The following is an 18,756-nucleotide window of genomic DNA, read 5'->3' on the forward strand; positions in this document are numbered from 1 at the left end:
AGCCGTCAATCACGACGGCTTTCTCATTTCAACTACCCGCAATCAGCGCCGGGTCAGCAACACACCCGATTCCATGTGATGCGTCCACGGGAACTGGTCAAACATCGCGCACTGGGTGATGCGATGGGTGTCGTGCAGTTGGGCGATGTTGGCGGCCAAGGTGTCCGGGTTGCAGGAGATGTAGAGGATGTTGTCGAAGCGCCGCGTCAGTTCGCAGGTGTCCGGGTCCATGCCGGCGCGCGGTGGGTCGACGAAGACGCTACCGAATTCGTAGCTCTTCAGATCGATGCCATGCAGGCGGCGGAACGGGCGCACTTCGTTGAGCGCTTCGGTCAGCTCCTCGGCGGACAAACGCACCAGCGTGACGTTATCCACAGCGTTTTCGCTGAGGTTGCTCAGCGCTGCGTTGACCGAAGTCTTGCTGATTTCGGTAGCGAGCACTTTGCGCACGCGAGTCGCCAGCGGCAGGGTGAAGTTGCCGTTGCCGCAGTACAACTCCAGCAGATCATCGCTGCGATCGCCCAAGGCTTCGTATGCCCAATTGAGCATCTTCTGGTTCACCGTGCCATTGGGCTGGGTGAACGCGCCTTCGGGCTGGCGATAGCTGAAGGTGCGACCGCCGACTTCGAGCTTTTCGACGACATAATCCTGGCCAAGCACTTCGCGCCTGCCCTTGGAGCGGCCGATGATGCTCACGCCGAGATCGGCCGACAACCGAGTCGCCGCCGCGTGCCAGTGCTCGTCCAGCGGGCGGTGATAGCACAGGGTGATCATCGCGTCCCCGGCCAGCGTGGTCAGGAATTCGACCTGGAACAACTTATGGCTCAGCGCCGAACTGGCCTGCCATGCCGCTTTCAACTGCGGCATCAACTGATTGATGCGCAGGCTGGCAATCGGGAATTGCTCGATGAGGATCGGCGTTCGCTTGTCGTCCTGAGAGAACATCGCGTAATGCCGTTCGCCACCCTCGCGCCACAGGCGGAATTCGGCGCGCAGGCGGAAGTTCTGCAACGGCGAATCAAACACCGTCGGCTCGGGTGCATCGAACGGCGCCAGCAGCTCACGCAAGCGCGCGACCTTGGCTTCGAGTTGTTCGGCGTAGGCTTGGGAATCGAAACTCATGCGTTGAACCAACCCAACTTGATCACAAACAGAATCGACAGAATCACCAGCGCCGGGTTCAGCTCACGGGCACGGCCGGACAGCAGCTTGATGGCGGTCCAGGCGATGAAACCGAAGGCAATGCCGTTGGCGATCGAATAGGTGAACGGCATCGCCAGTGCAGTGATCACAACCGGCGCAGCCACGGTGATGTCATCCCAGTCTATTTCCGCCAGGCCGGATGTCATCAGCACGGCGACGAACAGCAGGGCTGGCGCGGTGGCGAAGGCTGGAACGCTGGCCGCCAGGGGTGAGAAGAACAGCGCCAGCAGGAACAGGATTGCCACGACGATGGCGGTCAAACCAGTGCGGCCACCGGCACTGACGCCGGCTGCGGATTCGATGTAGCTGGTGGTGGTCGACGTGCCCAGCAGCGAGCCGGCCATGGCTGCCGTACTGTCGGCGATCAGCGCCCGGCCCATTTTCGGCATGTGGCCGTCCTTGCCCATCAGGCCGGCGCGCTTGGCGACGCCGATCAGGGTTCCGGAGTTGTCGAACAGGTCGACGAACAGGAAGGCGAAGATCACGCTGACCAGACCGATGTCCAGTGCGCCTTTGATGTCCAGTTGCAGGAAGGTCGGCGCCAACGACGGCGGCATCGACAGGATGCCGCCGAACTCGGTGACGTTCAGTACGATCGAGGCGACGGTCACGGCGAGAATGCCGATCAGCACCGCGCCGCGCACTTTCAGCGCTTCGAGCGCGACAATCACGGCAAAGCCGACGGTGGCCAGAATCGGTGCAGGCTTGGTCAGATCGCCGAGGCCGACCATGGTCGCCGGGTTGCTGACCACAATGCCGGCGTTGTGCAGGGCGATCAGCGCCAGGAACAGGCCGATACCGGCGGCGATCGCCGAGCGCAGTGGCAGCGGGATGGCGTTGATGATCCATTCCCGAATGCGGAAGATCGACAACAGGAAGAACAGCACGGCGGAAATGAACACCGCACCCAGCGCCACCTGCCAGGTGTGGCCCATGTGCAGAACCACGGTGTAGGTAAAGAAGGCGTTCAGACCCATGCCAGGGGCGAGGGCGATCGGGTAGTTGGCGATCAGGCCCATCACGGTCGAACCGATGGCGGCCGCCAGACAGGTGGCGACGAAGATCGCGCCCTTGTCCATACCGGTCTCGCCGAGGATGCTCGGGTTGACGAACAGAATGTAAGCCATGGCCAGGAAAGTCGTGACGCCCGCAAGAATTTCGGTGCGCACGTTGGTGTTGTGTGCCTTGAGTTGAAACAGCCTTTCCAGCATGTCTGCTCCCCGGGGCGCGCATGGCGCCGTGAATGTATCGACCTCAACAGCAAAGCACAGACCGTCGCAAGCGCCTGGAAAATTGTCGTGGGCCGGAAAAAGCCGCGCATCATACCAGCCGCGTGAAGAATTTGGCGGATGTTGGTGTCGATCGTCGGCGAAGTTTTGCGCAGCAGACAACTGCGCCATACTGCGCGCTGATTTTTCGGAGTGGGCAGGCATGCGCAACGGCGGGATAACAGTTTTTGGATTGGTTGCAGCAGTGCTGGTGGCAGTCCCGGCGTTCGCAGCATCGGCGCCGCCGTTGAGCGAAGTGAAGGTGATCAAGGTGCAATCGCCGTCCTGCGGCCTGGAGGATATTGCCGATAACCAACCGCAAACCCAGTGCAATCACAGCGGGCCGAACATCAGGGTCTACGTGCTGGAAGTCGGCTATGGCCAGAACCAGCCGCACGTGACTCTGGATGGCTTCGAGGTCAACGGCACCCGAGGTCCGGTGTGTGCCTTCGATAATGGCAATCTCACCGAGTGCACGCCTGGCAGCAAAACCGTCGGTTCTCTTTATACCTTCGATCTGGCTGGCAAGCAGGAAGGCACCTTCAGCTTCAGCAACACTTCGATAAACGCCCCGCGCAACACACTCTCGACCCAGCTTTACATCAAGTAACGGCTGTCTTCGAACAGGGTGGGACAAAGCTGTCTACGCTTTACAGACTACCCAGCGGAAAGCGCCCATGACTTCCAGAGCTCTGATTGCCCTCGCCGAGGGAATCGATGATTTGCAAAGCGTGACCCTGATCGACGTGCTGCGCCGCGCCGGCATCGAGGTGGTCGCCGCCAGCATCGAAGGCCGGCGCATGCTGACCTGCGCGCGCGGCACCCGGCTCACCGCCGACGGCATGCTGGTCGATGTGCTGGCGCAAAGCTTTGACCTGATCGTCCTGCCGGGCGGCGCCGTCGGTTCGCAGCATCTGGCGGCGCATCAGCCCTTGCAGCAATTGCTCAAGGATCAAGCCAGCGCCGGCCGACTGTTCGCCGCCATCGGCGAAGCCCCGGCTGTCGCGCTGCAAGCTACAGGTGTGCTGCGCCAGCGCCGCATGACCTGCCTGCCCGGCGCCAGCCACCAACTCTCAGGCTGTACGTTTGTTGATCAACCGGTGGTGGTCGACGGCAACTGCGTCACCGCCCAAGGCTCTGGCGCGGCGCTGGAGTTTGCCTTGACCCTGGTCGAGCAACTTGGCGGCAAGGCGTTGCGGTTGAAGATGGCGGGGGAGTTGATGGCTTGAAAGTTTCAGACCTTCTCCTCCACCGGCACATGCATCCGGTCCCGATTGGCCAACGTCGGGAACAGTTTGATCCACGTTCCCGTCACCACCAGCGTGCCGATCCCGCCCATGACCACCGCCGGCACGGTGCCGAACCAGTGGGCGGTGAGGCCGGATTCGAATTCGCCCAACTGGTTGGAAGCGCCGATGAACAGGCCGTTGACCGCGCTGACCCGGCCGCGCATTTCGTCCGGGGTTTCCAACTGCACGAACGAGGCGCGGATGACCATGCTGATCATGTCCGCCGCGCCGAGCACCACCAGTACCGCCAGCGAGAACCAGAACGAGGTCGACAGGCCGAACGCGATGGTGGCGACGCCGAAGATGCCGACAGCGGTGAACATCACCCGGCCGACATTGCGTTCCACGGCAAATCGCGCCAGAAACAGTGACATCAGCAACGCGCCCACCGCTGGCGCCGAGCGCAGCAAACCCAGGCCCCACGGACCGGTCAGCAGAATGTCCTTGGCGAATACCGGCAGCAACGCCGTGGCGCCACCGAGCAACACGGCGAACAGATCCAGCGAGATCGCGCCAAGGATGTCCGGGCGACTGCGGATGAAGCGAATCCCGGCCAGCAATGAATCCAGCGTGGCTTTGCCTTTATTCAACGGCTTCTGGCGTGCCGGCAGGTTGAGCATCAGCGAACAGGCGATCACATACAGCAACACGGTCGGGCCGTAGACCCAGACGCTGCCAAATGCATAGAGCAAGCCGCCGAGAGCCGGGGCGACGATGGTGGCCGACTGTTGCGCTGATTGCGCGGCGGCCACTGCACGGGGGAAAAGCGCGCTGGGGACGATGCTCGGCAGCAGCGCCTGAGTCGTCGGCATCTCGAACGAACGTGCCGCGCCGAGCAGAAAGGCGAGGATAAAAATCATCTCGCGGGTGACATGGTCCGTCGCACTGCCGATGGCCAGCGCCAAGGCAATCAATGCCTGCAACGACTGACAGAGCGCGGCGACCTTGCGCCGGTCATAGCGATCGGCGACATGCCCGGTGTGCAGCATGAACAGTACACGCGGGGCGAATTCGACCAGCCCGACCAGGCCCAGATCCAGTACGTTGCCGGTCAGTTGATAAAGATTCCAGCCAATCGCCACGGTGAGCATCTGGAAACCGCTGGCGGTGAAAATTCGCGCCAGCCAGAAGGCCATGAACGGGCGATGGTGACGTAACAGCAGGGGCGCTGGTGTGGGCATCTGAAGGCAAGTCTTGGACGAGTGAACGGCGAGATTATCACCAGTCTGTAACAGGAAGTTGCTACTGGAAATAATTCGGTCAGCCAGACAACGATTTTGTAAGCCGCGTGGATCAGGCGCGTCGGCCATTCGATTGATTCTGAAGAGTGAGACAACTTGCCACGCGGCAAACGACCACGCAGTTCGTTGGCAAAAATGGGACTACTCTTTCAACGTTGCTTGATCCAGATCAAGGCCTCATCCGGAACTGATCTGACGGCCAGTTGGCCAGACTCCCTGCGTTGCGATGGTTGTAAAAAAAGAACGAATCCGAATTCGCCGCACTCCATATCCGTGGGGGCAGTGGTGCAGGCCTCCGGGTCCGCTACCCGTACTACCTGACAGAGGAAGCCATATGTTCGGTTTAGAGGCTCTCGATCTCGCCCGAATTCAGTTCGCGTTCACCATCTCGTTCCACATTCTGTTCCCGGCCATCACCATTGGCCTGGCGAGTTACCTGGCGGTGCTCGAAGGTCTGTGGCTGAAAACCCGCAACGACACCTACCGTGACCTCTACCATTTCTGGTCGAAGATCTTCGCGGTCAACTTCGGCATGGGCGTGGTCTCCGGGCTGGTCATGGCCTATCAGTTCGGCACCAACTGGAGCCGCTTCTCCGACTTCGCCGGCGCTGTTACCGGGCCGTTGCTGACTTATGAAGTGCTTACGGCATTCTTCCTTGAGGCCGGTTTCCTCGGCGTGATGCTGTTCGGCTGGAACAAGGTCGGGCGCGGCCTGCACTTCTTCTCGACGGTGATGGTGGCGGTCGGCACGCTGATTTCGACTTTCTGGATTCTCGCCTCCAACAGCTGGATGCAGACGCCGCAGGGCTTTGAGATCGTCAACGGCCAGGTTATCCCGACCGACTGGCTGGCCATTGTCTTCAACCCGTCATTCCCTTATCGCCTGATGCACATGGCGACTGCCGCGTTCGTTGCGACGGCGTTCTTCGTCGGTTCGTCGGCGGCCTGGCACCTGCTGCGTGGCAGGGACAACCCGGCGATCCGCACCATGTTGTCGATGGCCATGTGGATGGCGCTGATCGTCGCGCCGATCCAGGCAGTGATCGGCGACTTCCACGGCCTCAATACGCTCAAGCATCAGCCAGCGAAAATCGCGGCAATCGAAGGCCACTGGGAAAACCATGGCGACGAAGCGACGCCGCTGATTCTGTTCGGCTGGCCGGACATGAAAGAAGAACGCACCAAATTCGCCGTGGAGATTCCTTATCTCGGCAGCCTGATCCTCACTCATTCGCTGGACAAACAGGTACCGGCGCTGAAGGAATTTCCACCCGAAGACCGGCCGAATTCGACCATCGTGTTCTGGTCGTTCCGGATCATGGTCGGCCTCGGCTTCCTGATGATCTTCACCGGGTTGTGGAGTCTGTGGCTGCGCAAGCGCGACTCGCTGTATACCTCGCGGCCGTTCCTGCATCTGGCCTTGTGGATGGGACCTTCGGGCCTGATCGCGATTCTGGCTGGCTGGTTCACCACGGAAATCGGCCGTCAGCCATGGGTGGTCTACGGTTTGATGCGCACTGCAGATGCTTCGTCCAACCACAGCTTCATGCAGATGAGCATCACCCTGATCATGTTCGTCGTGGTCTATTTCGCCCTGTTCGGCGCAGGTCTGGGCTACATGATGCGTCTGGTACGCAAAGGGCCGAAGATCAGCGAGGGCAGCGAAACGCCGGACGGTGGTCCAGGCAAGAAACGCACCCCGGCGCGTCCGTTGTCCGCAGCCGACGATCCGGCCGAGGGCGAGCACGAAGACAACACTCGCTTGACCAAGGAGATTTGACTCATGGGTATTGATCTTCCGCTGATCTGGGCCGTGATCATCATCTTCGGCATCATGATGTACGTGGTCATGGACGGCTTCGACCTGGGCATCGGCATTCTCTTCCCGTTCGTGCCGGGCAAGACCGATCGCGACGTGATGATGAACACGGTCGCTCCGGTCTGGGACGGCAACGAAACATGGCTGGTGCTGGGTGGCGCGGCGTTGTTCGGCGCGTTCCCGCTGGCCTATTCGGTGGTGCTGTCGGCGCTGTACCTGCCGCTGATCTTCATGCTGATGGGCCTGATCTTCCGCGGCGTGGCGTTCGAGTTCCGCTTCAAGGCCAAGGATGAAAAACGTCACCTTTGGGACAAGGCGTTCATCGGTGGTTCGATCGCGGCGACGTTCTTTCAGGGCGTGGCACTGGGGGCGTTCATCGACGGTTTGCCAGTGGTCAACCGCCAGTTTGCCGGGGGTTCACTGGACTGGCTGACGCCGTTCACGCTGTTCTGCGGCGCGGCGCTGGTAGTGGCGTATGCCTTGCTCGGCTGCACCTGGCTGATCATGAAAACCGAAGGCAAGTTGCAGGAACAAATGCACAATCTGGCGCGGCCGCTGGCGTTCGTCCTGCTGGCGGTGATCGGTATCGTCAGCCTGTGGACACCGTTGTCGCACCCGGAAATTGCTTCGCGCTGGTTCAGCATGCCGAATCTGTTCTGGTTCATGCCGGTGCCGATTCTCGTGCTGGTGACCTTGTATGGGCTGATTCGCGCGGTGGCACGTAACGCCAACTACACGCCGTTCCTGCTGACGCTGGTGCTGATCTTCCTCGGTTACAGTGGTTTGGGCATCAGCCTGTGGCCGAACATCGTGCCGCCGTCGATCTCGATCTGGGACGCCGCCGCGCCGCCGCAAAGTCAGGGCTTCATGCTGGTCGGCACACTGTTCATCATCCCGTTCATCCTGGGTTACACCTTCTGGAGCTACTACGTGTTCCGCGGCAAGGTCACCCATGAAGATGGTTACCACTAAGCGAAACCCTGTGGGAGCGGGCTTGCCCGCGATGGCGTCGCCAGCAGCGCCATCAATTTTGAAGAGGTTTGAAGACAATGACCGGCAAACATTCCCTGCACGACATCGAAGAAGCCGAAAAAAAACCGCTGTGGCAGCGGCTCGGCTGGTTGGCCCTGATCTGGGTAGGCAGCGTGGGCGTGCTGTTCATCGCCGCCAGCCTGATGCGCATGTTCATGAATGCCGCAGGCTTGACCACCCACTGATACATCCCGTCCCGGCGCCTTCGGGTACGGCTTTGCAACCCTCCTCACGGAGGGTTTTTTATGCCCGGTACTATTTTCGGGCTTTGAGGATGACGAACTTCGGCGTGGCCGCAACTTGCTCGACACCGCGGAACAAGCGCGCCAGTTTGCTGTGATAGCCAAGGTGACGATTGCCGACGATGTACAGCGCACCGCCGACTACCAGCGCCTCGCGCGCCTGCTGGAACATGCGCCAGGCGAGGAAGTCGCCGACCACCTGCTGCTGATGGAAGGGGGGATTACACAGCACCACGTCCAGTGACTGCGGCGCTTGCCCGGCCAGACCGTCGCCAGCGCGCACGATGACTTCGCGATCGCCCAACGCCGCGCGCCAGTTCTCGGCAGCCGATTGCACCGCCATGAACGATTCATCGACCAGCGTGTAATGCGCATCCGGGTTCCGTAGGGCACTGGCAATTGCCAGAACACCGTTGCCGCAACCCAGGTCGGCGACTCGCGCGTTGCCAAGGTTGTTGGGCAGATGCGGCAGAAAGGCGCGAGTGCCGATGTCCAGGCCTTCGCGGCAGAACACGTTGGCATGGTTGAGTAGTTCGATCGCCGGTTCGTCGAGGCGATAACGAGTCGGGTAGGGCGATGTAGCGGGCGTTTTGGTTTCAGGCGTGGCGATCAGCAGCCGGGCTTTTTTCACCGCCAACGACGCCTGCACCGGGCCGATGTATTGCTCCAGCAGATCGCCGGCAGCACGCGGCAGATGCTTGATCATGGCGGCGGCGATCACTTGCGCGCCCGGAGCGAGTTGTCCTTGCAGGCGGATCAACTGCTCCTCCAGTAGTGCCAAGGTCTTGGGAACCCGGATCAGCACCCGATCAAACGGCCCGACCAGAGGCTCACTGGCCGGTATCGGACGGATCGCGTCGAACGCCTGGCCGTTGCGCAGCAGATTCCTTTCCAGCCCGACGAAACCCAGGAACGAGTCGCCGCTGCTGCTGACTTCGGCCTTGCCCAGCAGACTGATCGCCAGGGCGCCGAAGCTGTCGTTGAGCACCAGCACGCGGGCGCTGCTTGCCAGTTGTTCGCCGGCCAGATGATTGAGCAGGTATTCGTCGGCTGCATCGAAGGCTTGCAGCGGTTCATTCTGCTGTTCGGGCTGGCGGATCAGGTCGAGTTGGGCGAAAGGTGTTTCGAGCAAAGGCATGGGGCGAGGACTCAGGCTATTCGGCAGATATCCCGTTGCCTGCATGTCGTGCGACGGGATCCGACCGAGTGGACTGCGATGCAAGCGGTGTGCGTCATCACTCGGAGAGGCCTGAATGGTACGTTTTTTTGCACGCAAATACTTGAAGGATTACCGCGCGATAGCGTTCAGCTGTCAGGTGAACCCGGCCCGCGCGGCGGCGATCGCCTGAATATCATTACCAATCACGAGTGTTTGGCGAGCCTGTTTTGCGGGACACTGAGGCCGATCGTCTCAAGGAGTGCCTCATGACTGCCAGTGCCGAGAAATACACCACCCAGACCTTGCTTGATGTGCAACCGTTGACCCCGAATCTGTTCACGCTGCGCACCAGCCGCGATCCCGGGTTTCGCTTCCGCGCCGGCCAGTTCGCGCGGCTGGGCGTGACCAAGGCTGACGGCAGCACGGTCTGGCGCGCTTACTCGATGGTGTCGTCGCCGTTCGACGAGTTTCTTGAGTTCTTTTCCATCGTCGTGCCTGGCGGCGAATTCACCAGTGAGCTGAGCCGGCTCCAGGTTGGCGACACTTTGATGGTCGAGCGTCAGGCGTTCGGCTACCTGACGCTGGATCGCTTTGTCGACGGCCGAGATCTGTGGTTACTGTCCACCGGTACCGGAGTGGCGCCGTTTCTGTCGATCCTGCAGGACTTCGAAGTCTGGGAAAAATTCGAGCGCATCATCCTGGTTTACAGCGTGCGTGAAGCGCGGGAGCTGGCCTATCAGGCGTTGATCGCCGGGTTGGCGCAACGTGACTACCTCAGCGAGCATGCGCACAAGCTGCAATTCATCCCGACCGTGACCCGTGAAGCGCATCCCGGGGCGTTGCAGGGCCGGATTACTACGCTGATCGAAAATGGCGAACTGGAGCGAGCGGCAGGCGTTCAACTTTCGCCAGAGCATTCGCGGGTAATGTTGTGCGGCAACCCGCAGATGATCGACGACACCCGCGCCTTGCTCAAGCAGCGCGACATGCGTCTGAGCCTGACGCGCAAGCCGGGGCAGGTTGCCGTGGAGAATTACTGGTAACGAAAACGGCACCCGCAGGTGCCGTTTTATTGCGAAGCGAATGCTTCAGGGCCGTTCGTTCTGCGCCTTGAGCAGGTCGCGAATCTCGCCCAGCAGTTGCTCTTCCTTGCTCGGGATCGGCGGCGCGGTCGGTGCGACGGCTTCTTCGCGCTTGAGGCGGTTGATGGCTTTGACGCCCATGAAAATCGCGAATGCGACGATCACGAAATCCAGCACCGTCTGCAGAAATTTGCCGTAAGCCAGCACCACGGCGGGCGCGTCACCCTGGGCGGCTTTGAGCGTGACGGCCAGATCACTGAAGTCGACCCCACCGATCAACAGGCCGATCGGCGGCATGATCACGTCGCCGACAAACGACGAAACGATCTTGCCGAACGCCGCGCCGATGATGATACCGACGGCCATATCGACCACATTGCCTTTGACCGCGAAGGCCTTGAACTCGCTAAGCACGCCCATAGTTATTTCCTTGTTACAGATGAGTTTGGTGTGAGCAGTGTAAATCAGCGAAACGCCTATTGCGCGAAACACCTTCTTACAATGCCCGTTTTTATCGACACATCAATTGACGATTAGTTTGCAAAGTGCCAGCAGTCGCGCGCGAAATACGCGTTAAATCGCTGATTGCACAGGCAAATTCTTCAATCGTGGCGTTATTTTCTTTCTATTTATGTTCTGCGGCACAGGCCTCTAGCCTTGGTGTGGCGCACCCGGATGCGCCCAATAAAACCAGAGGAATCTGAGATGACAACCACTCCTGGACTGGGGGCTTTTCCCCATCGCCGCACCCTCGGCGTCCTCACCGCCAGCCTGCTGACCTTCTCGGTCAATGCCGCTCCGCTGACCCGCGATAATGGCGCTGCTGTCGGTGACAATCAGAACTCGCAAACCGCTGGGGCCACCGGCCCGGTGCTTTTGCAGGATGTGCAGCTGATCCAGAAGCTGCAGCGCTTCGACCGTGAACGCATCCCCGAGCGCGTCGTGCATGCGCGCGGTACCGGAGCCCACGGCACCTTCACCGTGACCGACGACCTCAGCGACCTGAGCAAGGCCAAGGTGTTCGCAGCAGGTCAGAGCACGCCAGTATTCGTGCGTTTTTCGGCCGTGGTGCACGGCAACCATTCCCCGGAAACCCTGCGCGACCCGCGCGGCTTCGCCACCAAGTTCTACACCGCTGACGGTAATTGGGATCTGGTCGGCAACAACTTCCCGACCTTCTTCATCCGCGATGCGATCAAGTTCCCGGACATGGTGCACGCCTTCAAACCCGATCCACGCACTAACCTCGATGATGATTCGCGCCGGTTCGATTTCTTCTCGCACGTACCCGAAGCCACCCGCACACTGACCGAGTTGTATTCCAACTACGGCACGCCGGCCAGTTATCGAGAGATGGATGGTAATGGCGTGCATGCCTACAAGCTGATCAATGCAAAAAATGAAGTTCACTATGTGAAGTTTCATTGGAAGAGTTTGCAAGGCATCAAGAATCTCACGCCAAAACAAGTCAGCGAAGTTCAGGGTCAGGATTACAGTCACATGACCAACGACTTGGTGAGCAATATCAACAAGGGTAACTTTCCGAAGTGGGACTTGTACGTGCAAGTTCTCAAGCCGCAGGATTTGTCCACGTTCGATTTCGACCCGCTGGATGCAACCAAGATCTGGCCGGGGATTGCCGAGCGCAAAGTGGGACAAATGGTCTTGAACCGTAATCCTGCCAACGTGTTCCAGGAAACCGAACAAGTGGCCATGGCGCCGGCCAACGTCGTTCCGGGTATCGAGCCTTCGGAAGACCGCTTGTTGCAGGGGCGGGTGTTCTCTTATGCCGATACGCAGATGTATCGCCTCGGCGCCAACGCTTTGCAATTGCCGATCAACGCGCCGAAAACCGCAGTGAACAATGGCAATCAGGACGGCGCGATGAACTTCGGCGCCAGCCAGTCCGGCGTCAATTACCAGCCAAGTCGCCTGCAACCGCGTGAAGAGACGCCAGCGGCGCGTTACAGCCAGTCGGCGCTGTCGGGCAGCACCCAGCAGGCGAAGATTCAGCGTGAGCAGAACTTCAAGCAGGCCGGTGATCTGTATCGCTCGTACAGCAAGCAGGAGCGTCGCGACCTGATTGACAGCTTCGGCGGCTCGCTGGCTACCACCGATGACGAGAGCAAACACATCATTCTGTCGTTCCTGTACAAGGCCGACCCTGAGTACGGCAGCGGCGTGACCGAGGTGGCCAAGGGCGATCTCGGCCGCGTGAAAGCACTGGCGGCGAAACTGACCGACTGATAGCGATGCGGCGCACGCGAGGGCCCGTCCGGCCTCGCGTGCGTTCAGGAGAGAGTTCGATGCGTATTTGTCTTTTATGGTTGACCGCGTGTCTGTCGTTCGCAGCGTCGGCGGCGCCGGTCGAGCAAAGCCCCGAGTCGCTCAAGGCGCAGTTGCAGGATTACTACTTCGATGCCGCCCGGCGCGGCGATGTGCCGATGCTCGAGACGTTTATCGAGTCCGGTTATTCCCTCGATACCCGTGACAACAAGGGTTACACCGCGCTTATTCTGGCGGCATATCACGGTCAGGCGCCGGCGGTTGAACGCCTGCTCGCCGCCGGAGCCGATGCCTGTGCGCAGGATCAACGCGGCAACACGGCGCTGATGGGCGCGATTTTCAAAGGCGAGTTGCAGATCGCCCGGCGCCTGATGGCTACCGATTGCAGCCCCGACCAACGTAACGGCGCCGGCCAGACAGCGGCGATGTATGCCGGGCTGTTCAAACGTCTGGAATTGCTCGATGCATTAAAAGCCAAGGGCGCCGACCTCAATGCCGAGGATCCGCTGGGCAACAGTGCCGCGCGTCTGGCCAGCGGCGAAATCCGCACCGCTGCGCCGCACTGATCGGCGATGGCTGCGTTATCATCGCGTCTTTTGTTCCGGGGGTTCTGATGGCCAAGGCCAAGCGCATGTACGGCTGCACCGAGTGCGGCGCAACCTTTCCCAAGTGGGCCGGGCAGTGCGGCGAGTGCGGTGCCTGGAACACCCTGACCGAAACCATGATCGAAAGCGGCGGTGCCACGGCACCCACCGGGCGCACCGGCTGGGCTGGCCAGCAGGCGCAGATCAAGACCTTGGCCGAAGTCAGCATCGAAGAAATTCCACGTTTTTCCACCGCTTCCGGTGAACTCGATCGCGTGCTCGGCGGCGGTCTGGTGGACGGTTCGGTGGTGCTGATCGGCGGTGATCCGGGGATCGGCAAGTCGACCATTTTGCTGCAGACCCTGTGCAATCTGGCCAAGAGCATGCCGGCGCTTTACGTCACCGGTGAGGAATCCCAGCAGCAAGTGGCGATGCGTGCACGCCGTCTCGGCCTGCCGCAGGATCAACTGCGGGTGATGACCGAAACCTGCATCGAAACCATCATCGCCACCGCCCGCCAGGAAAAGCCCAAGGTGATGGTGATCGACTCGATCCAGACCATTTTCACCGAACAATTGCAATCGGCGCCGGGCGGCGTGTCCCAGGTGCGTGAAAGCGCGGCGCTGCTGGTGCGGTACGCCAAGCAGAGCGGGACAGCGATCTTCCTCGTCGGCCACGTCACCAAAGAGGGCGCTTTGGCCGGTCCTCGTGTCCTGGAACACATGGTCGACACCGTGCTGTATTTCGAAGGTGAATCCGATGGTCGTCTGCGTCTGCTGCGTGCGGTGAAAAACCGTTTCGGCGCGGTCAACGAGTTGGGCGTGTTCGGCATGACCGACAAGGGTCTGAAAGAGGTCTCCAATCCATCGGCGATTTTCCTCACGCGCGCTCAGGAAGAAGTCCCGGGCAGTGTGGTCATGGCAACGTGGGAAGGCACTCGACCGATGCTGGTCGAAGTGCAGGCGCTGGTCGATGACAGTCATCTGGCCAATCCGCGCCGAGTGACGCTGGGCCTGGATCAGAACCGTCTGGCGATGCTGCTTGCAGTGCTGCATCGCCATGGCGGGATTCCGACCCACGATCAGGACGTTTTCCTCAACGTGGTGGGTGGCGTGAAGGTGCTGGAGACGGCGTCGGATCTGGCGCTGATGGCGGCAGTCATGTCGAGCTTGCGCAACCGGCCGTTGCCGCATGATCTGCTGGTGTTCGGCGAAGTTGGCCTTTCCGGCGAAGTACGCCCGGTGCCGAGCGGCCAGGAGCGCTTGAAGGAAGCGGCCAAGCACGGCTTCAAACGCGCAATCGTGCCCAAGGGCAACGCACCGAAAGAGTCGCCGGCGGGGCTGCAGATCATTGCCGTGACGCGCCTCGAACAAGCCCTGGACGCACTCTTCGAGTAACCACGATCCCCTATGTAGGAGCTGCCGAAGGCTGCGATCTTTTGATCTTGCTTTTAAAAGATCAGGATCAAAAGATCGCAGCCTTCGGCAGCTCCTACAGGGGGCCAGGTCAGATCTCGATCAGTGCACCCAGTTCGCGTTCCAGCTCGGCCTCATCCGCCAGATTCAGCTCGATCAACCGGCGCAGGCGCTGGATCGATTCCAGGCTGATGTGGCGACAGATGAACCCCAAGTGCCCGTTCTCCTCATGCGCCAGATGCACATCCATCTGGATATCGACGTCTTCGCTCAGATGAATGTCGACGAAGAAGTCCTGCTCTTTATCCCCCAGCCACGGCTCCGGTCGCTCGATCAGCAGACCCTTGAGCGACAGGTCGATCAGTTTGACCGGCCAGATGTACTCGCCCTGTTTCAGCTCGGTTCGGGCATCGAACGCAATACGTTTGAAACGACGTCGATTGGCAGGGTGCTCACTCATGGCGCAATCCTCATGAAGGTTCGCTGACTATAGACCGCGAATGCGGACGCCAGCCAATCGCTCAAGCGTCTAGACCTATGTCGGGGTATGGCCTTTGGCGCCGTAAGCGCTAAACTCGGGGTGGCTGTCTTTCTTGTCCACCCTGGCTGGAATAATAAAATGAAAAATAATAATAGCCTGCTGCGCCACTTACCCTGGCTCGTGCTGGCAATCGTAGGAGCGTGCGCCCTGGGCGTAGTGGCATTGCGCCGCGGCGAGGCGATCAACGCCTTGTGGATTGTGGTCGCTGCCGTGGCCATTTATCTGGTTGCGTACCGTTACTACAGTCTGTTCATCGCCAACAACGTGATGCAACTGGATCCGCGTCGGGCCACCCCCGCCGTGCTCAACAACGATGGTCTGGACTATGTGCCGACCAACAAACACATTCTTTTCGGTCACCACTTCGCGGCCATCGCTGGCGCGGGGCCGCTGGTCGGTCCGGTGCTGGCGGCGCAGATGGGGTATCTGCCCGGCACACTTTGGCTGATTGCCGGTGTGGTGCTGGCGGGTGCGGTGCAGGACTTCATGGTCCTGTTCATGTCCACCCGCCGCAACGGCCGTTCCCTGGGCGACATGGTGCGTGAAGAGATGGGCCGGATTCCCGGGACCATCGCACTGTTCGGCTGCTTCCTGATCATGATCATCATCCTCGCGGTGCTGGCGCTGATCGTGGTCAAGGCCTTGGCCGAGAGCCCGTGGGGCATCTTCACCGTGATGGCGACCATCCCGATCGCGATGTTCATGGGCATCTACATGCGCTACATCCGCCCGGGCCGCATCGGCGAGATCTCCGTGGTCGGTGTGTTGCTGCTGCTCGGTTCGATCTGGCTGGGCGGGCAGATTGCTGCCGATCCGGTATGGGCCAAAGCCTTCACCTTCACCGGTGTGCAGATTACCTGGATGCTGGTCGGTTACGGTTTTGTGGCTGCATCGCTGCCGGTCTGGCTGATTCTGGCGCCGCGTGACTACCTGTCGACCTTCCTCAAGATCGGCACCATCGTCGCGCTGGCGATCGGCATTCTGGTGACCATGCCCGAGCTGAAAATGCCGGCGCTGACCCAGTTCGTCGACGGCACCGGGCCGGTGTGGAAGGGCGGTCTGTTCCCGTTCCTGTTCATCACCATTGCCTGCGGCGCGGTATCGGGTTTCCACGCACTGATTTCTTCGGGCACCACGCCGAAGCTTTTGGATAACGAAACCAACGCCCGTTACATCGGTTACGGCGGCATGCTGATGGAATCGTTCGTGGCGATCATGGCCATGGTTGCCGCTTCGGTGATCGAGCCGGGCGTGTACTTCGCCATGAACAGCCCGGCCGCCGTGGTTGGCAGTGATGCCGCGTCAGTAGCGCAAATGGTCACCAGTTGGGGCTTCGCAATCACGCCGGAGGCGCTGCAAGCGGTTGCCCATGACATCGGCGAAACCACAATCCTGGCTCGCGCCGGTGGTGCGCCGACCCTGGCGGTGGGTATTGCGCAGATCCTGCACAGTGTCCTGCCGGGCGAAAACACCATGGCGTTCTGGTACCACTTCGCGATCCTGTTCGAAGCGCTGTTCATTCTGACGGCTGTCGACGCCGGTACCCGTGCCGGGCGTTTCATGCTGCAGGACCTGCTCGGTTCCTTCGTTCCGGCGCTGAAGCGTACCGAATCGTGGACTGCCAACCTGATTGCCACCGCCGGTTGTGTGGCGATGTGGGGCTGGTTGCTGTATCAGGGCGTGATCGATCCACTGGGCGGCATCAACACCCTGTGGCCATTGTTCGGCATCTCCAACCAGATGCTCGCCGGTATCGCGCTGATGCTCGGCACCGTGGTTCTGATCAAGATGAAGCGCCAGCGCTACATCTGGGTCACCCTGTTGCCGGCTACATGGCTGTTGATCTGCACCACCACGGCTGGCTTCATCAAGCTGTTCGACGCCAACCCGGCGATCGGCTTCCTGTCCCTGGCCAAGAAGTACAGCGATGCGCTGGCCAATGGTCAGGTGCTGGCACCGGCGAAAAGCGTCGAGCAGATGCAGCACGTGATCTTCAACGCCTACACCAACGCCACACTCACCGCGCTGTTCCTGTTCGTGGTGTTCAGCATCCTGTTCTATGCGCTCAAGGTCGGCATCGCCGCCTGGGGCAAAAAAGAGCGTACGGACAAAGAATCGCCATTCCAGGCCCTGCCCGATGCGTAACCGGAGGATTGCAGCATGTTCAATGACCTGAGTCGCCTCGGTAAATACCTCGGTCAGGCCGCGCGCCTGATGGTCGGCATGCCCGACTACGACACCTACGTCGAGCATATGCAAACCAAACACCCGGACAAACCGGTGATGAGCTACGAGATGTTCTTTCGCGAACGTCAGGAGGCCCGTTACGGTGGCAAGGGTGGGCCGAAGTGCTGTTGAGCTGACAGCCTGCGGTTGAGGTAATCCCCTGTGGGAGCGGGCTTGCTCGCGAAAGCGGTGTGTCATCGGGCAATGATGTCGGCTGACACGACCCCTTCGCGAGCAAGCTCGCTCCCACATTTGTTTTTGTGTTGTTCATTTATATGAAGGAGAAAGCGTTTGTCCTCTCCCATTCCGGTAACGGTACTCAGCGGTTTCCTCGGCGCTGGCAAAACCACTTTGCTGCGCCACTTATTGAAAGCCGAGCACGGCCTGAAGATCGCCGTGATCGAAAACGAATTCAGCGACGCCGGCATCGACACCCAACTGTTGGGTGACGAGCCGGTGCAAGTCATGACCCTGGCCAACGGCTGCGTCTGCTGCACGATTCACACCGACCTGACCAAGGCCCTGTACCTGCTGCTCGAACGCCTGGACAGCGGCGAGATCGCGTTTGATCGTCTGGTTATCGAGTGCACAGGGCTTGCCGATCCGGCGCCGGTGGCGCAGACCTTTTTCATCGACGAAGAACTGCGCGAGCGTTACCTGCTCGACGGCATCATCACCCTGGTCGATGCCGCTCACGCCGATGTGCACCTGACCCAGACCATCGCTCAGGCCCAGATCGGTTTCGCCGATCGCCTGCTGGTGAGCAAGACCGATCTGGTTGACGGGGCAACCTTCACCGCGCTCAGCGAGCGACTGACACGAATCAACCGCCGCGCGCCGATCCGCGTGGTCGAGCATGGCAACATCGATCTGGGCGAACTGCTGGATGTGCGCGGCTTCAATCTCAATGCCGATCTGGGCGGCGGATTGAGCCTGCGGCCGGTGAGCAAGGCGCCGTCGATTGATCGCATCTCCAGCCTTGTTCTGCGCACCGATCAGGCGCTGGATATCGATCAGCTCAGCGAGTTCATGAACGAACTGCTGGAAGAACACGGCAAGCAATTGCTGCGTTACAAAGGCGTGCTGAATATTGCTGGCGAGGATCGGCGGCTGGTGTTTCAGGGCGTGTTGAAGCTTTATGGTTTTGACTGGGACACCGAGTGGGCCGAGGGCGAGGCGCGGGAAAGCGTGATCGTGTTCATCGCCGATGACTTGCCGGAAGAGAAGATTCGGGCGGGGTTTGCCACAGTGGTGGCGCTCTGATGGGGCTTTGTTGTCATTGATGGCCTCTTCGCGAGCAAGCCCGCTCCCACAGTTGACTGCATTTCTCTGGAAGGAATACGGTCTCCTGTGGGAGCGGGCTTGCTCG

At 60.5% G+C, this 18,756-nt stretch carries 18 protein-coding genes; 12 read left to right on the top strand and 6 right to left on the bottom strand.

Features of this window, described 5'->3' with window-relative positions; translation table 11 throughout:
- Positions 1–42: 42 nt before the first annotated feature.
- Both trmA and ACIGDJ_RS12950 read right to left on the bottom strand, forming a co-directional pair.
- Entirely contained in the window at positions 43–1,122 is a 1,080-nt protein-coding gene (trmA, locus tag ACIGDJ_RS12945; RefSeq protein ID WP_101158816.1) for a tRNA (uridine(54)-C5)-methyltransferase TrmA, read from the bottom strand.
- Positions 1,119–2,414, bottom strand: coding sequence for an NCS2 family permease (locus tag ACIGDJ_RS12950; protein ID WP_313005435.1), 1,296 nt, complete (start codon positions 2,412–2,414; stop codon positions 1,119–1,121). The genes trmA and ACIGDJ_RS12950 overlap by 4 nt, the downstream gene beginning before the upstream one ends.
- Before the next feature lie 220 nt (positions 2,415–2,634).
- Here ACIGDJ_RS12950 and ACIGDJ_RS12955 point away from each other — a divergent pair, with 220 nt between their 5' ends.
- A complete protein-coding gene (locus tag ACIGDJ_RS12955; protein ID WP_101158814.1) occupies positions 2,635–3,081 on the top strand; it encodes a DUF4879 domain-containing protein in 447 nt (148 codons plus the stop codon).
- Positions 3,082–3,148: 67 nt separating this feature from the next.
- On the top strand, positions 3,149–3,700 hold the full coding sequence (locus ACIGDJ_RS12960) for a DJ-1 family glyoxalase III (protein WP_313005431.1): 552 nt from the start codon (positions 3,149–3,151) through the stop codon (positions 3,698–3,700).
- 5 nt (positions 3,701–3,705) lie between these two features.
- Here the strand turns inward: ACIGDJ_RS12960 and ACIGDJ_RS12965 are convergent, their stop codons facing one another.
- Positions 3,706–4,941, bottom strand: coding sequence for an MFS transporter (locus ACIGDJ_RS12965; protein ID WP_313005429.1), 1,236 nt, complete (start codon positions 4,939–4,941; stop codon positions 3,706–3,708).
- A gap of 394 nt (positions 4,942–5,335) precedes the next feature.
- On the opposite strand from ACIGDJ_RS12965, the gene ACIGDJ_RS12970 reads away from it, so the two are divergent.
- The 3 genes from ACIGDJ_RS12970 to ACIGDJ_RS12980 all read left to right on the top strand — a co-directional run bounded on the left by ACIGDJ_RS12970 (position 5,336) and on the right by ACIGDJ_RS12980 (position 8,037).
- Entirely contained in the window at positions 5,336–6,781 is a 1,446-nt protein-coding gene (locus tag ACIGDJ_RS12970) for a cytochrome ubiquinol oxidase subunit I (RefSeq protein ID WP_101158811.1), read from the top strand.
- Positions 6,782–6,784: 3 nt separating this feature from the next.
- A complete protein-coding gene (gene cydB / locus ACIGDJ_RS12975; protein ID WP_101158810.1) occupies positions 6,785–7,792 on the top strand; it encodes a cytochrome d ubiquinol oxidase subunit II in 1,008 nt (335 codons plus the stop codon).
- Positions 7,793–7,869: 77 nt separating this feature from the next.
- The gene (locus ACIGDJ_RS12980; protein ID WP_016773090.1) at positions 7,870–8,037 is read left to right on the top strand and encodes a DUF2474 domain-containing protein; all 168 of its coding nucleotides are present in this window, start codon (positions 7,870–7,872) and stop codon (positions 8,035–8,037) included.
- Positions 8,038–8,107: 70 nt separating this feature from the next.
- Here ACIGDJ_RS12980 and ACIGDJ_RS12985 read toward each other — a convergent pair whose 3' ends face one another.
- A complete protein-coding gene (locus ACIGDJ_RS12985) occupies positions 8,108–9,232 on the bottom strand; it encodes a class I SAM-dependent methyltransferase (RefSeq protein ID WP_313005423.1) in 1,125 nt (374 codons plus the stop codon).
- 287 nt (positions 9,233–9,519) lie between these two features.
- Here ACIGDJ_RS12985 and ACIGDJ_RS12990 point away from each other — a divergent pair, with 287 nt between their 5' ends.
- Positions 9,520–10,296 (top strand): ferredoxin--NADP reductase, encoded by a 777-nt coding sequence (locus ACIGDJ_RS12990; RefSeq protein WP_313005421.1) that lies wholly within the window; start codon positions 9,520–9,522, stop codon positions 10,294–10,296.
- Positions 10,297–10,341: 45 nt separating this feature from the next.
- Here the strand turns inward: ACIGDJ_RS12990 and mscL are convergent, their stop codons facing one another.
- On the bottom strand, positions 10,342–10,755 hold the full coding sequence (gene mscL, locus ACIGDJ_RS12995) for a large-conductance mechanosensitive channel protein MscL (RefSeq protein ID WP_024014404.1): 414 nt from the start codon (positions 10,753–10,755) through the stop codon (positions 10,342–10,344).
- Between the two features lie 285 nt (positions 10,756–11,040).
- On the opposite strand from mscL, the gene katB reads away from it, so the two are divergent.
- The 3 genes from katB to radA are packed head-to-tail and all read left to right on the top strand — an operon-like array spanning position 11,041 to position 14,602.
- Positions 11,041–12,582: a catalase KatB gene (gene katB, locus ACIGDJ_RS13000; RefSeq protein ID WP_101158807.1), complete on the top strand. Its 1,542-nt coding sequence runs from the start codon at positions 11,041–11,043 to the stop codon at positions 12,580–12,582.
- 59 nt (positions 12,583–12,641) lie between these two features.
- On the top strand, positions 12,642–13,187 hold the full coding sequence (locus ACIGDJ_RS13005) for an ankyrin repeat domain-containing protein (protein WP_313005418.1): 546 nt from the start codon (positions 12,642–12,644) through the stop codon (positions 13,185–13,187).
- A 47-nt stretch (positions 13,188–13,234) separates the two neighbouring features.
- Positions 13,235–14,602, top strand: coding sequence for a DNA repair protein RadA (gene radA / locus ACIGDJ_RS13010; RefSeq protein WP_095181861.1), 1,368 nt, complete (start codon positions 13,235–13,237; stop codon positions 14,600–14,602).
- Between the two features lie 109 nt (positions 14,603–14,711).
- Here radA and ACIGDJ_RS13015 read toward each other — a convergent pair whose 3' ends face one another.
- Entirely contained in the window at positions 14,712–15,080 is a 369-nt protein-coding gene (locus ACIGDJ_RS13015; protein WP_313005415.1) for a PilZ domain-containing protein, read from the bottom strand.
- A 159-nt stretch (positions 15,081–15,239) separates the two neighbouring features.
- On the opposite strand from ACIGDJ_RS13015, the gene ACIGDJ_RS13020 reads away from it, so the two are divergent.
- From ACIGDJ_RS13020 to yjiA, 3 genes are all read left to right on the top strand, one after another.
- The gene (locus ACIGDJ_RS13020) at positions 15,240–17,306 is read left to right on the top strand and encodes a carbon starvation CstA family protein (RefSeq protein ID WP_041477781.1); all 2,067 of its coding nucleotides are present in this window, start codon (positions 15,240–15,242) and stop codon (positions 17,304–17,306) included.
- A 15-nt stretch (positions 17,307–17,321) separates the two neighbouring features.
- A complete protein-coding gene (locus tag ACIGDJ_RS13025) occupies positions 17,322–17,519 on the top strand; it encodes a YbdD/YjiX family protein (protein ID WP_003228401.1) in 198 nt (65 codons plus the stop codon).
- A gap of 159 nt (positions 17,520–17,678) precedes the next feature.
- Entirely contained in the window at positions 17,679–18,650 is a 972-nt protein-coding gene (gene yjiA, locus ACIGDJ_RS13030) for a GTPase (RefSeq protein WP_101158804.1), read from the top strand.
- The last annotated feature ends 106 nt before the right edge of the window (positions 18,651–18,756 follow it).

The sequence above is a fragment of the Pseudomonas sp. NPDC079367 genome, assembly GCF_044542195.1.
GTDB lineage: Bacteria > Pseudomonadota > Gammaproteobacteria > Pseudomonadales > Pseudomonadaceae > Aquipseudomonas.